16 protein-coding genes are annotated in these 12,892 nt (G+C 68.1%); 5 read left to right on the forward strand and 11 right to left on the reverse strand.

Features of this window, described 5'->3' with window-relative positions; translation table 11 throughout:
• Nucleotides 1–37: 37 nt before the first annotated feature.
• The 4 genes from bla to ABNK63_RS09525 all read right to left on the reverse strand — a co-directional run bounded on the left by bla (nt 38) and on the right by ABNK63_RS09525 (nt 3,200).
• Entirely contained in the window at nt 38–922 is an 885-nt protein-coding gene (gene bla / locus ABNK63_RS09510) for a class A beta-lactamase (RefSeq protein WP_350015473.1), read from the reverse strand.
• A gap of 101 nt (nt 923–1,023) precedes the next feature.
• The gene (locus ABNK63_RS09515) at nt 1,024–1,728 is read right to left on the reverse strand and encodes a glutathione S-transferase N-terminal domain-containing protein (RefSeq protein WP_350015474.1); all 705 of its coding nucleotides are present in this window, start codon (nt 1,726–1,728) and stop codon (nt 1,024–1,026) included.
• A 94-nt stretch (nt 1,729–1,822) separates the two neighbouring features.
• Nucleotides 1,823–2,956 carry a DUF1615 domain-containing protein gene (locus ABNK63_RS09520; protein ID WP_350015475.1) on the reverse strand — a complete coding sequence of 378 codons (1,134 nt, stop codon included), beginning with the start codon at nt 2,954–2,956 and terminating at the stop codon, nt 1,823–1,825.
• Nucleotides 2,957–3,023: 67 nt separating this feature from the next.
• Nucleotides 3,024–3,200 (reverse strand): hypothetical protein, encoded by a 177-nt coding sequence (locus tag ABNK63_RS09525; RefSeq protein ID WP_157582271.1) that lies wholly within the window; start codon nt 3,198–3,200, stop codon nt 3,024–3,026.
• 146 nt (nt 3,201–3,346) lie between these two features.
• Between ABNK63_RS09525 and ABNK63_RS09530 the strand changes: the two genes are divergently transcribed.
• Nucleotides 3,347–4,153, forward strand: coding sequence for an NAD-dependent protein deacetylase (locus ABNK63_RS09530; RefSeq protein ID WP_350015476.1), 807 nt, complete (start codon nt 3,347–3,349; stop codon nt 4,151–4,153).
• A 2-nt stretch (nt 4,154–4,155) separates the two neighbouring features.
• Here the strand turns inward: ABNK63_RS09530 and ABNK63_RS09535 are convergent, their stop codons facing one another.
• From ABNK63_RS09535 to ABNK63_RS09545, 3 genes are all read right to left on the reverse strand, one after another.
• Nucleotides 4,156–4,626 carry a nuclear transport factor 2 family protein gene (locus tag ABNK63_RS09535; RefSeq protein WP_350015477.1) on the reverse strand — a complete coding sequence of 157 codons (471 nt, stop codon included), beginning with the start codon at nt 4,624–4,626 and terminating at the stop codon, nt 4,156–4,158.
• A 40-nt stretch (nt 4,627–4,666) separates the two neighbouring features.
• The gene (locus ABNK63_RS09540; RefSeq protein WP_350015478.1) at nt 4,667–5,242 is read right to left on the reverse strand and encodes a TMEM175 family protein; all 576 of its coding nucleotides are present in this window, start codon (nt 5,240–5,242) and stop codon (nt 4,667–4,669) included.
• A 92-nt stretch (nt 5,243–5,334) separates the two neighbouring features.
• Nucleotides 5,335–6,798: a dihydrolipoyl dehydrogenase gene (locus ABNK63_RS09545; protein WP_350015479.1), complete on the reverse strand. Its 1,464-nt coding sequence runs from the start codon at nt 6,796–6,798 to the stop codon at nt 5,335–5,337.
• Between the two features lie 295 nt (nt 6,799–7,093).
• On the opposite strand from ABNK63_RS09545, the gene ABNK63_RS09550 reads away from it, so the two are divergent.
• On the forward strand, nt 7,094–7,537 hold the full coding sequence (locus ABNK63_RS09550; RefSeq protein WP_350015480.1) for an SRPBCC family protein: 444 nt from the start codon (nt 7,094–7,096) through the stop codon (nt 7,535–7,537).
• Nucleotides 7,538–7,555: 18 nt separating this feature from the next.
• Here the strand turns inward: ABNK63_RS09550 and ABNK63_RS09555 are convergent, their stop codons facing one another.
• Entirely contained in the window at nt 7,556–7,774 is a 219-nt protein-coding gene (locus tag ABNK63_RS09555) for a hypothetical protein (protein WP_350015481.1), read from the reverse strand.
• Nucleotides 7,775–7,911: 137 nt separating this feature from the next.
• Here ABNK63_RS09555 and ABNK63_RS09560 point away from each other — a divergent pair, with 137 nt between their 5' ends.
• From ABNK63_RS09560 to ABNK63_RS09570, 3 genes are all read left to right on the forward strand, one after another.
• Nucleotides 7,912–8,268 (forward strand): DUF1428 domain-containing protein, encoded by a 357-nt coding sequence (locus ABNK63_RS09560; RefSeq protein ID WP_056764695.1) that lies wholly within the window; start codon nt 7,912–7,914, stop codon nt 8,266–8,268.
• Nucleotides 8,269–8,467: 199 nt separating this feature from the next.
• On the forward strand, nt 8,468–9,367 hold the full coding sequence (locus ABNK63_RS09565) for a sensor domain-containing diguanylate cyclase (RefSeq protein ID WP_007809166.1): 900 nt from the start codon (nt 8,468–8,470) through the stop codon (nt 9,365–9,367).
• A gap of 120 nt (nt 9,368–9,487) precedes the next feature.
• Nucleotides 9,488–10,078, forward strand: coding sequence for a DsrE family protein (locus ABNK63_RS09570; protein ID WP_007809168.1), 591 nt, complete (start codon nt 9,488–9,490; stop codon nt 10,076–10,078).
• A gap of 42 nt (nt 10,079–10,120) precedes the next feature.
• Here the strand turns inward: ABNK63_RS09570 and ABNK63_RS09575 are convergent, their stop codons facing one another.
• The 3 genes from ABNK63_RS09575 to ABNK63_RS09585 all read right to left on the reverse strand — a co-directional run bounded on the left by ABNK63_RS09575 (nt 10,121) and on the right by ABNK63_RS09585 (nt 12,816).
• Complete coding sequence (locus ABNK63_RS09575) at nt 10,121–11,254, reverse strand: MBL fold metallo-hydrolase (RefSeq protein WP_007809169.1); 1,134 nt, start codon at nt 11,252–11,254, stop codon at nt 10,121–10,123.
• An 83-nt stretch (nt 11,255–11,337) separates the two neighbouring features.
• Nucleotides 11,338–12,168, reverse strand: coding sequence for a hypothetical protein (locus tag ABNK63_RS09580; RefSeq protein ID WP_350015482.1), 831 nt, complete (start codon nt 12,166–12,168; stop codon nt 11,338–11,340).
• A gap of 144 nt (nt 12,169–12,312) precedes the next feature.
• Nucleotides 12,313–12,816 (reverse strand): type II secretion system protein, encoded by a 504-nt coding sequence (locus ABNK63_RS09585; RefSeq protein WP_007809173.1) that lies wholly within the window; start codon nt 12,814–12,816, stop codon nt 12,313–12,315.
• Nucleotides 12,817–12,892 lie beyond the last annotated feature (76 nt).

A 12,892-nucleotide genomic window follows, 5' to 3' on the forward strand; every position in this document is an offset into this window, starting at 1 on the left:
AACGGGCCGCCGTCACGGCAGCCCGAATGGCCTTCTTTTACAGGCTGGCCGCGATGCGGCCCACCTCGGCCAGCACGCGGGCACCCACGTCGGCATCCGGCGATGTGGGTGCGTAATAAGCGGTGACCAGCACGGGCGCGCGCTGCGGTGGCCACAGGATCGCCACGTCGTTGCTCTCCCCCTGCGCGCCGCTGCCGGTCTTGTCGCCCGCCTGCCAGCCCGATGGCAGGCCGCCGCGCAATTTGTGCAAACCCGTGGTGCACGCACGCAGCCAGCCGGTCAGGCGTGCGCGTGACGCGGCAGAAAGCGCATCACCCAGCAGCAGGGCGCGCAGGTCGCCCAGCATCGCCTGCGGCGTGGTGGTGTCGCGCAGCTCGCCCGGGCCGCCGACGTTGAGCTCGGGCTCGGTGCGATCCAGCCGGGTCAGCGGATCACCCAGCGTGCGCACGAACGCGGTCACCGCCGCGGGACCGCCGAGGCTGGCCAGCAGCAGGTTGGCGGCAGTGTTGTCGCTCACCGTGATCGCGGCCTGGCAGAGCTCGCCGACCGTCATGCCAGGCGCGCCCACGTGGCGCGACGTTTCCGGCGCCCACGCCAGCAGCACGTCCTTGCCGAAGATGATGCGTCGATCCAGCTGCTCGCGCCCCTGATCCACCCGCGCCAGCACCGCAGCCGCTGCCAGCAGCTTGAAGGTGCTGCACATCAGGAAACGCTCGTCGATGCGGCGCCCGGCGTGGTGCCCGCTGCCGGTATCCAGCATCGCCACGCCCAGTCGCCCGCCGTGCTTGCGCTCCAGCGCCGCCAGACGTGCCGCGATGGCATCCACGGCAGGTGACGCCGCCGGCATCGCGAATGCCACGCGATGCAGCGGCAGCGCCGCCGCACCCAGCAGGATGCCCTGCAACAGGTTTCGACGATTCATCGGATCTCCTCGTGATGGGACGCCAGCGGTCCGGTACGCCAGAGGCTAGTCAGCCAGGCAGGCACCCGGCGGCCTTCGGGGAGGCGAAATCCTGACAGGCCTCAAGCCCGCCCCGGAATCGTCAGGCCACGCTGCACGGCCGGCCGCGCCAGGCCGCGATCGAGCCAGGCCGAGACATTCCCGAAGCTGTCGAACGCCACCAGTTCGCGCGCCTCGTAGAAGGTCACCAGGTTGTTCACCCAGCCCAGCGTGGCGATGTCGGCGATGGTGTAGTCCTCGCCCATGATCCAGTCGCGACCCTCCAGCCGCGCGTCGAGCACGCCGAGCAGCCGCTTCGATTCGTCGACGTAACGCTGCAGCGGGCGCTTGTCCTCGTAGCTCTTGCCGGCGAACTTGTTGAAGAAGCCGACCTGGCCGAACATCGGTCCGATCGACGCCATCTGGAAGAACACCCACTGGATCGTCTCCCAGCGCCGCGCCGCATCGGCCGGGATGAACTGGCCGGTCTTGTCCGCCAGGTACAGCAGGATCGCGCCCGACTCGAACAGCGCCAGCGGTTCGCCGCCGGGGCCGTCCGGATCGATGATCGCGGGAATCTTGCCGTTCGGATTCAGCGCGAGGAATTCCGCCGTGTGGCTCTCGTTGTTGATGATGTCGACCAGGTGCGGCTCGTACGGCAAGCCGGTTTCCTCCAGCATGATCGACGCCTTGACTCCGTTCGGCGTGTTGAGCGAATACAGCTGGATGCGCTCGGGATGGGCGGCCGGCCACCGCGCCGTCACCGGAAAGTCGACAAGCTTGCTCACGTGACACTCCTGCATGCTGGGGGAACGCATGAACGTGGGTACGTCGGGCGAATGCTTCAAGCCGCGCAAAGGCTTCGCCCGACACTGCCCTGTGTTATCCGGGTGACTTCCCGGCGCGCCGCATGCAGCGCTGCCAGCGCTGGTCGACACGCCTGGCGAACCAGGCGGTGGTGAGCTTGCGGGTGATCTTCGGGCTCTTCAAGGTGATGCCCGGCAGCTGCGCGCGCGGCAGCGGCTGGTGTTCGATGCCCTCGGCCAGCGCATACACGCGGGCGTAGAGCTTGCTGTCCGCGAAGTCATCCTGCTCGCCCTGCGCCAGTGCACGATGGATCGCCGAGTCGCTCATGTCCAACCGTGCGGACAGGGTCCGCACCGCCAGTTCCGTCGCTCCGGGGCGATCGCCGAAACCGGCATCCGGCGACAGCAGGTCGCCGTCCAGCGCCAGCGGGATGCCGGAGGCGACGCTCACTGCATGCTGGAACGCGGCGTTGCGGCTGGCGTACCAGCCGGCGTTGAAATCGGCGAAGCGGTAGAGCGGCGCGGGATAGTCCGCCGGATATCCCAGCAGGTGCGTGATGCCGAAATACAGGCCGCCGCGCCGGCTGAACACCTCGTCGCGGATCGAGCCCTTGATCGGATACGGATAGTCCCGGGCATGCGCCTCGGCGAACGCGATGCTCACCTGCATCGGGCCGGCCGTATGCACGGGATTGAGCTCGCCGAACAGCCGCCTGCCCAGCGGCACCATGGCGATGAAGTCCTGGAAGATCCCGCTCAATTGCTTCTCGGTGCGCGCCGCCGACAGCCGCTCGCCGTAACGCCGGCCGTCGGGCGACTTCAGCCACAGCGCCGCATCCACCAGGAACCCGGGGACGTGCTTCGCCGCGGCGCGGCGGTCGATTTCCTGGCGCGCGATCCGGCCCAGTCCGGGCACCACCGGGTCCACCTTGAACCCCGACTCCTGTTCGGTCACCGCCAGCACCGCGCACAGGTTGGCCGTGCTCGGCGCGATCTGCCGGGCGGAAAACGCCACCTGGATGTCGGTGGCCCAGCCGGCGCGATCGTCGGCACTGGCCGGGATCAGCCGCAACAGTTCGCTGCGCACCTGCGCGGCGCTGCGCGCGTTCTGCACGGGCTGCGAGGCACAGCCGACCAGCAGCAATGCCAACAGCCAGGCCGGCACTCGCCACGGCGAGGAGAACGCGGAGTCGATCGCGATGAGCTTCATCCGGCCATGCTAACGCGCCGATGCCTCGGGTCGACCACCGCCCTGGCGTCGCTCACTGGCTTCCGGTTCAGATCAGCGGAAAGATCCAGTGCAGGGTTCCGTAGACCAGCACTTCGGCCAGCACGAACACGGAAAAGCCCAGCACAAATTTCCCCGCGGGCTTTTCGTGCCACATCCTGTACGCATCATCGTCAAGCTTCGTCGCCCGGGCGGCGGTGACTTCATCCGTTCCAGCGTGATCCATGTGCCTGCTCCCCGTGTCGGTGACCCTGCCCGCCGCAAGGCGGACGCGCTACAGTCCATCGCCATCATCGTCGGCGCTTCCCGGCACGGCAAGCCCACCCTGCAGGCCGCCTGTTTTTCCGTACCGCCAGCACCCATATCTGCGCCATGACTCCGCTCCAGCAATTCATCGACGACCACCCGCGCCTGTTCGTGCTGACCGGCGCGGGCTGCAGCACGGATTCGGGCATCCCCGACTATCGCGATCGCGACGGCCAGTGGAAACGGCCGCCGCCGGTGAACTACGCCGCCTTCATGCATGAGCCGGCCACTCGCCAGCGCTACTGGGCGCGCAGCCTGGTCGGCTGGCGGCGTTTCGGGCGGGCGCTGCCCAATGCCACCCACCGTGCGCTGGTCGCGCTGGAGCGGCGCGGCCAGGTCGAGCTGCTGGTGACGCAGAACGTGGATCGCCTGCACCAGCACGCCGGCAGCGAGCGCGTGCTGGACCTGCACGGACGCCTCGACGAAGTGCGCTGCATGGGTTGCGAGGCACGGCTGGGCCGCCACGCGTTCCAGCAGATGCTGGAGGAGCGCAATCCGGCATGGATGTCGCTGGATGCCGGCGATGCACCGGACGGCGACGCCGACCTGGAAGGCCATGACTTCACCCGGTTCGAGGTTCCGCCCTGCCCGCACTGCAGCGGCATCCTGAAACCCGACGTGGTGTTCTTCGGCGAGGCAGTGCCCCGCGAACGGGTGGAGGCCGCCGCGCGCGCCTGGCAGGCGGCGGACGCCGTGCTGGTGGTGGGATCGTCGCTGATGGTCTATTCGGGCTACCGCTTCGTCGATGCCGCCGCCCGCGCCGGCAAGCCGATCGCCGCCGTCACGCTCGGCCGCACCCGCGCCGATTCGCTGCTGAGCCTGAAGGTCGACGCGCCCTGCGACACCTCACTGGCCTTCCTGCATCAGCCCTGACGTCAGCTGGTGTGGTCGAGAATGATCTTCCAGCCGTCCGCGGTCTTTTCCCACAGCAGCGAGAACACGCCATCGTCCTGGGCAACCTCGCCATGGGCAGCGCGATCGAGGTGGAAGCGACCGGTGACCACGGCATAACGCACCTCGCCATCGCGTCCGGGCAGCAGGCGCACGTCGAGATCGGAGAAGGTGAGCTCGCCCATCTGGGCCTTGCCGGCGTAATGCTTGCGGTAGCTTTCCAGGATCGCGCGGTAGCCCTTGCGCACGCTGCTGCCCACGAAGGTGGTGTCGGGCGCGTCCTTGTAGCCGTGCATGAAACCGTCGACGTCGCCGCGGTTCCAGGCCACCTGCTGCCGGTTCATGACTTGCCGGATCGCGGTGGCGTCCGCGTCGGGGGTGGCTGCACGAAGCGGACTGGCGACGCACAGCGCCACCACCATCTGCAGCGCGATCAGAAGCCTTCCTGCGTTCATGATGACGCCCCCCCGATGGACGGCTGAAAGGTGTGCGGGCTCAATGGGCAACCAGCTTCTCGATGCGCCGATCCGGCACCAGCCAGAGCAGCGCCGCCAGGGCATAGAGGAGCTGCGCCGCCCAGGGCCGCCAGAACGTCAGCGCAACACCGCCGAGATAGAGCAGCGGCGAGATCTTGCCCTTCCAGTCGTAGCCGATGGCTCCGCGCAATGCCGAATCCGGACCCGCCACCGCGATCAGCGCCTGCTCCAGTATCCAGTAGGCCACCGCGGCCATCAGCAGGACGAAGCCGTAGACGGCGGTCGGCGCCTGGGCCAGGTGGTTTTCGCCCATCCATGCCGTGGTGAACGGGAACAGCGACAGCCAGAACAGCAGGTGCAGGTTCGCCCACAGCACCGTGCCCGATACCCGGTGGGTGATCGCCAGCATGTGATGGTGGTTGTTCCAGTAGATGCCGACATAGACGAAGCTCAGCACGTAGCTGAGCAACACCGGCGCCAGCGGACCAAGCCCCGCCAGCGTGGTTTCATGCGGCACCTTCAGCTCCAGCACCATGATGGTGATGATGATGGCGATGACGCCGTCACTGAATGCCTCCAGCCTGCCCTTGCCCACCTGTTGTCTCCCGATCAGGCCCCATCGCCGGCCGACGCGCAGTGTGCCTCAGCCGGCGTCCGGATACATCCGGCACGCGCCGGTTCCGTGGCCTAGGCGCCCGGTCCGCAGTCGATGCAGTGCAGCGGCGGCGCGGCGCCCATGCCCAGCGCGGTGAGCAGCTCGCGCAACGCGGTGCGCAGGCCTTCCTCGATCGTGGGATGGTAGAACGGCATCTGCAGCACGTCGGCCACCGTCATGCGCGCCTGGATCGCCCAGGCCAGCAGGTGGGCGATGTGCTCGTTTTGCGGGCCGATCATCTCGGCGCCCAGCAGCAGGCCGCTGCCCTGCTCGCCATACACGCGCAGCAGGCCGTGGTTGACCAGCATCACCCGCGAACGCCCCTGGCCCTCGAAGGACACCTCGCCCACCGCGAACGCGACGCCGTCGGCAAGCAGTTGCGCATGCCGTCGCCCGGCGTAGCCGATCTGCGGATCGGAAAACACCACGCCCAGCGGCGTGCGCCGGGTATGCCGGTAGACCGCCGGATACCGCGCGGCCTGCTCGCCGGCCAGGTGGCCCTCGTCGGCCGCTTCGTGCAACAACACCCGGTCGGCATCGGCATCACCGGCGATGAAGACATGGCTGTCGCCGGCCCGGGTGGTCTGCGGATCGAACACCGGCAGCCCCCTGGCATCGAGTTCGAGACCGGAACGTTCCAGCGCCAGCATCTCGACATTGGGCGTGCGCCCGGTGGCGGCCAGCAGGTAGTCGAAGCGCTCGCTGCTCGCCGCGCCGCCCGGGTCGGTGAAGTGCACGACCACCGCCTCGCCGTCCCGCTCGACGCGCACGTCGGCGGCGTCCAGGCTGAGTGGCAGTTCCGCCGCGATCAGCCGCGTCGCCTCGGCGCGTACCACCGGATCGCTGATCGCGCCAATCCGTCCGTCGCGACCGAACAGGTGCACGCGGACGCCCAGCCGATGCAGGGCCTGGCCCAGCTCCAGGCCGATCACGCCGGCACCAAACACGGCCACCGAGCCGGGCAAGTCCTGCCAGTCGAACACGTCGTCGCTGATGATCAGCCGGTCGCCCGCCGCCCGCAGCGCCGCGGGAATTGCCGGTCGCGAACCGGTGGCGATGATGATGCGCCCGGCACGGACCCGCTCGACCGGCGGCGCGCTGCCGTCCATCGCTGGCGACATCTTCAGCGTATGCGGGTCCTCGAATTCGGCGTGCGCGCGCAGCACGTGGGCAGGGTCGAAACCCGCCACCGCATCGAGCACGAAGCCCACGAAGCGATCGCGTTCGTCACGCACCCGCTTCATCACCGCGCGACCATCGACCGCGCCGGCGTCGCTGGCGATACCGAACGCGGACAACGCTGCCAGGCGATGCCGCGCCTCGGCCGCGGCGATCAGCAGCTTCGAGGGCATGCAGCCGACCCGGGCGCAGGTGGTGCCGAACGGGCCGCCTTCGATCAGCGCGATGCGGTCGGTGCGCTTGCGTGCCTGGCGATAGGCCGACATGCCCGCGGTGCCGGAGCCGATGATGGCGATGTCGACCTCGCGCATGCTCATGCCGTCACCGCCGGCCGTGCACCGGCAGGTTCCGGCCACCGTCGGCCATGCTGAGGGGTTGCCACGGTAGTGTCGATCATGGGATCACCTTTCATCGCTGCGCGGGAATGTGCCGGCCATCGCCGGTGTCCCGGCGACCGCTTTTCAGGCTACTGCAAAAAGGCCGGTGTCAGGCCAGCCGGCGACGCGATGTCGAATCACCGGAACGATGAACCCATCGGACACCGGCTGTCGATTTCCACCCAGCCCGTTCGTTGCAGCCATGAGGGCTACTCCTCCAGCCAGGAAAACCGCCATGTCCAACACTGTCCGCCTGCATCGGGTACTGCGCGCCCCGGCCGAGCGCGTGTATCGCGCCTTCCTCGATGCCGAGGCCAAGGTCAAATGGTTGCCGCCGAACGGCTTCACCGCCAGGGTGCATCATCTGGATGCCCGCGTCGGCGGCAGCTACAAGATGTCGTTCACCAACTTCTCGACCGGCCACAGCCACGTCTTCGGCGGCACCTATGTCGAACTCACGCCGTTCGAACGCATCCGCTACACCGACCAGTTCGACGATCCCCACCTGCCCGGTGAAATCACGGTGACCATCACCCTGAAGACCGTGTCCTGCGGCACCGAACTGCACGTGGTGCAGGAAGGCCTGCCCGAAGTGATTCCGCTGGAGCAGTGCTACGTCGGCTGGCAGGAATCGCTGGCGCAACTCGGCCGGCTGGTCGAGGTGGACACTCCGGACTGATTGCCCACACCTGCCTGGCTAGTCCCACGGCACCGATTCGGCCAGCAGCTCACGCAGCTGTGCCTCGTCCATGTCCAGCAACTGCTGCTCGGCCAGGCGAAGGTTCTCCGCAGCCATGACGGTCTTGCGAACGGTCAGGTCGCCGGCGTGGGAGAACACCAGCAGCATGTTGCCGTAGGACGCGTCCAGCACCGCGACTTGCCATGGATTGCCGCTGGTATCGTCGAAACTGCGCATGAAGCCCGTTCCCGGCAAAGGTCGGGCCAGTATATCGACGCTGCAACGAAAGCCGCGCAGTGTCGATAGTCCGAGCACCGGTTCGTCGCTGAAGTGAAGGCGGCCTTGTCGGCCCCCATTCCCGCAAGGAGACAACCATGTCCTGGATCGATGGTTTCGTGATCGCCGTTCCCCACGCCAACCGCGCGCAATTCATCGAGCACGCCCGCACGTTCGACAGCATCTTCCTGGAATTCGGCGCCACCCGGGTGATGGAGTGCTGGGGCGAGGACGTGCCCGATGGCAAGCTCACCGATTTCCGCCGCGCCGTGCAGGCGCAGGCCGATGAAGCAGTGGTGTTTTCGTGGGTCGAGTGGCCCGACAAGGCCACCCATGATGCCGGCATGGAAAAGTTCATGCAGGACCCGCGCATGGAAGCGGCCAGCGCCTGCCCCTTCGATGGCAAGCGCATGATCTTCGGCGGCTTCGTGCCGGTGGTCAGCCTGCCGGGCTGACCACCGGCGGGAACCGTCCGCGTTTGCCGGATGAGGTCGGGAGCCATCGTGCCGACCGTGGCTACCGACCCCATGCGCGTGGCCCCTGCGCCCTGCCTTCACCCACAGGGACGATGATTCTGATAGCTTGCGACGGGACGCACGATGGTGATGACGCCCTTCTGCGCACACCACCGTACCCGACGACCACCGCAGGCAGATGATTCCGACGCTTCCTCCACTCGCCGACGTGCTCGACCTGATGCCCGATGCCGTCTGCGTGGTCGATACCGAGGGACATCTGCTGTTCGTCAACGCGAGCTTCAAGCGCATCTTCGGCTACACCCCGGAGGAAGTGCTGGGCCGGCGCATCTTCGAGCTGGTTCACCCCGACGATCGCGCCGCCACCGCGGCGCAGGCCGAGCAGGTCATGGCGGGCCAGCTGCAGCTGCATTTCCGCAACCGCTACCTGCACAAGGACGGCCACAGCGTCGACATCCAGTGGTCGGCGCGCTGGCTGCCCCAGCATGGCGTGCGCATCGGCGTCGGCCGCGAGGTGACCGAGCTGCGCCGCCTGGAGCGTGAACTGGAGCACCGCGCCAACCACGATTCGCTGACCGGACTGGCCAACCGCGACCGCCTGCGCATCGAATTGCAGTCCGCGATCGATCACGCCAGGCAGACCGGTCACGGAGTGGCGGTGCTGTACCTGGATCTCGACGGCTTCAAGGACGTCAACGATCGCGGCGGCCACGATGCGGGCGACCATCTGTTGCGCGAGGTGGCCGCACGCCTGCAACAGGGTGTTCGCCAGGGTGACCTGGTGGCCCGGGTCGGTGGCGACGAGTTTGTCGCCCTGCTGCCCGGCTGTCGCGACGCACGAACCGCCCGGGCGGTAGCCGAAAGCCTGCGCGCACGCCTCACCGTTCCCTTCAGCCTGCCCGACGGCCTGTTCCGGCTGGACGCCAGCATCGGCATCGCCTGCTTTCCCGACGATGGAGCCAACGCGAAAGCCCTGCTGGCCCGGGCCGACCGCGCCATGTACGCGGTCAAGCACCAGCAGTCATCACGCGAAAACGGCCTCCGCGAGAGTGATGAAAGCAGCGCGGACGGCGACTGACCATCCATCCCGCTGAACCGGTGACAGCCCCTGTCGGCGACGTCGAGCCGCGGATTACCCGGCGAGCCGCAAGGGGATTAGCATGATGGACCAGCCGCAGCCCGCGGCAAGGGGAAAATCATGAAGATCCAGCTTTCGCTCGCCCGGGTACTTTCCTGCATGGCGCTGGTGGCGATGTCGCTGCCGGCGCAGGCTGCGGAGCCAGCCGCGGCTGCCGCCAGGACCTCGCCCACCACGACCTGGGTGTATCCGCTGATCCCGAAATTCGGTGGCGTGCATCCGCGCCCGGATGCCGACGCCCAGCCCGACCCCGCGGCCGACTACAAGATCCTCGTCGACGTGATTTCCACCGGCGCCGACAAGGGCAAGCCCTATGCCTCGCTGGAGCGCCTGGCGCGACTGGTGAACCTGCTGGCCTACTCCGGGGTACCGCCGGAACGCATGCACATCGTGGCGGTGCTCGATCAACGCGCGGGCGCCGCGGGCCTGACCGACGCCGCCTCGCGCAAATATCTGAAGCAGGGCAATCCGAATCTGGAAATCCTGCACGCGCTGAAGAAGGCCGGCGTCAAGCTGCTCGTCTGCGGCCAGGCCCTGGCCGAACACGGCGTCCAGGACAACGAGCTCGATCCAGCCGTCACCGTCACCCTGTCGGCGCTCACCGCGCCCGTCGTGTATGAGCAACAGGGCTACCACTACATGCAGTTGTAGCCAGCGTCGGCAGGGGCATGGCGGGCGCGGCGTGCCTGCCCTTCAATCCAGTGGCCACGGCAACTGGCCGCGCACCCGTTCGGCGAGAGCCGGTTCGGGCTCCGCCTCGGCGGCGGGTCGCTGCCCGACGGGTTCGCCGTGTCGCCACCACGACTCCACCTCGCGATGTTCGGCAGGCTCGGCGGGTTGTCCCAGACGTGGCAGGAACAGGCCGACGCCAAGCGGGTCGGCCAGTTTCAGCAGATCCTCGACGGGTTCGTCCCAGGCGTGCGTGGCCAGCGCAAACGTACCCCAGTGCACCGGCATCAGCACGCCGCCGCCAAGCAGGCGGTGAGCCGCCAGCGCGTTGGCGGGGCCCAGGTGGATATCGCCCCAGGACGGATGGAACGCGCCCACTTCGAGCATCACCAGGTCGAACGGGCCGAGCCGGTCGCGGATGGCTTCGTACTCGGTGGTGAGCCCGGTGTCGCCGCTGAAGAACACCCGATGCCGGTCGCCGGCCATGACCATCGACGACCACAATGTCTGGTTGCGATCCTTCAGGCCACGGCCGGAAAAATGCTGCGATGGCGCCGCGGTGACGGTGAGCCCGGTGCCAGGCACGCGATGGCTTTGCCACCAGACCAGCTCGGTGATGCGCGACGGCGCGATGCCCCAGCTCTCGAGATGGGCGCCGACCCCGAGCGAGGTGACGAACGGAACCTTCGACTTCGCCAGCGCGCGTATCGTCGGATAGTCCAGATGGTCGTAGTGGTCGTGCGAAATCACCACGGCGTCGATCGGCGGCAGCTCGCGCAAGCCGATCGGCACCGGCTGGAAGCGCCTGGGCCCCAGCAGGGTGAAGGGCGAGGCCCGCTGTCCCCACACCGGATCGGTGAGCACCCGAAAACCGTCGATCTCCAGCAATACGGTGGAGTGGCCCAGCCAGGTAGCCCGCAAGCCGCTGGCCGGCTTTCTCGCCCAGCCGCTGCGCGGGTCCCGCGCAGGCAGCGGCGCGGGTGGCGTGCGGTTCTCGTCGCCACAGAAGAAATCCCGCAGCGTGGGCCGCGGCGCAGCCGGATCGCGCAGTCCCGGCAGGACCGGATGGATGTTGCGCAGGCGTTCGCCGTCCCACATCGGCAGCTCATGCAGCCGTTCCAGCCGTTCGCCCTGCGGCGGCTTGCCAAAGGACTTCACGCGGCGTGCTCCGTCATCGCTGCCCTCCACGGCGGGTCGTCAACGAGCCGTCGATGACGGGCACGATCCTGCCGCCGAACCGCTCAGAACGCCGGGTGCGCCGGCCCGCTTTCCATGTGGAAGACCTGCCAGGTCTGCCGGCCCCAGTCGGTGGCGATCTTCTTTGCCTTGATGTAGCAGCCCTGCTTCCTGACCCAGGTCGCCGGATCGGTGCCGGCCTGGGCCTGGACCACGGCGCCGACGCGGGCAACGCCGAAATCCCATTTCAGCACCGCTTCGTCATTGACCGCCTTGGCCAGCGGATCGCCACGCTTCCAGCCGCTCGGCTTCTCGTGCGCCTGGATCGATTGCACGACGACACTCTCGAAGTCGGCCTTCGGCACCCAGTTGAGCACGATGAAGGTGGTGCGGGCCGTCTTCATGCCGGCCAGCGGATCCTCCACCGGCTTGCCCTGGACGATGCGGCTGGCCGCAAACGTGGTGACGAATCGCGGGCAGCCGCAACCGGCCTGGGTGCAGGCGCCGGCGCCGGGGTGCCTGTTGAAGCGATGGCCGCAGCGGCAGAGGTCGGCGACGTTGCGGTTGTCCGCCGTCGTCCTCATCTTCTGGTTCATCAGGCCATGCTCGGCCCGCTGCCAGTTCTCGCCGGCCTCACGGGTCTTGCCCGAGTTCAGCCATTCGAAATACGCCTCGCGCTCGGTGCGCTCGCGGTCCTTGGAGAACGTGGCCAGGTGCTTCTTGGAGAAGTTCTTGTCGAAGCGGATCGTGTAGCGCTCGCCATCCCAGTCGCTGAGCACCCACTCCTCGTCCGCCGTGGCCACGCGGCTCAATCGCTCCAGGCCGGTGGTCGATTCGATGTATTTCTCATAGGACAGCAGGTCCGCCGCCGTCCAGGTATCCGAATGCTCGTGCACCTTGCGCTCCCCGGTTCACTCCGAACCACGCTGTAAGATGCGCAAGCATCGCGCGCGGCGGAACCGGCTGCAATGGGCGTTCGGCGGAAGCTTGCGTGAGCCGGGGCCGCCTGCATCAGTGCGGCGGCCTGGTTGCCCGCGCCTTCAGTGCCCGCTGGTCGCCGCAGGCGCGGGTGCAGGCGCGGTCGCTGCCGGTGCGGCTTCCGTCTGCCCGGTGCCGGCGCACGCGCCCGGCGCCGCCGACTGATTGCCGACCACCATGGTGCAGGTCCAGCTGATGGTCCTGTTGGCGTTGTCGGCGGCGGGTTCCACCGGCAGCAGGACCAGCACCGGGTCGGGCTTGATGCCGGTGTTTCGCGTGGTCAGCGTGATCCGGCCGCCATCCGCCAGTTCGAGCTTGTCGACGTATTCGCCGGGTGGGCCGGCGTTGTAGGCGAGGTCGCTCCGCGTGACATGGGCCAGGCCGCCCTTTGTCGTGGCGGCCTCCATGACGACCAGCTTGGGTGCATCGGCGGCCTTCATGGCCTCCTCGATATGGCCACGGGCGACCCGGTCGTGCCACGCGGGAATGGCGAACGCCGCCACCACGGCCAGGATCGCCAGGACGACCAGGATGGTGACCAGTGAAATGCCTCGCTTCGTCTGCATGGGGTTGCTCCGTCCATCTCCTCACTGCCGGCATGCGCCAGCGCCGGCGCCAACGATGCTGGCAAGGGTGTGTGCG

The sequence above is a fragment of the Rhodanobacter sp. IGA1.0 genome (assembly GCF_040208325.1).
Taxonomy (GTDB): Bacteria; Pseudomonadota; Gammaproteobacteria; order Xanthomonadales; family Rhodanobacteraceae; genus Rhodanobacter; species Rhodanobacter spathiphylli.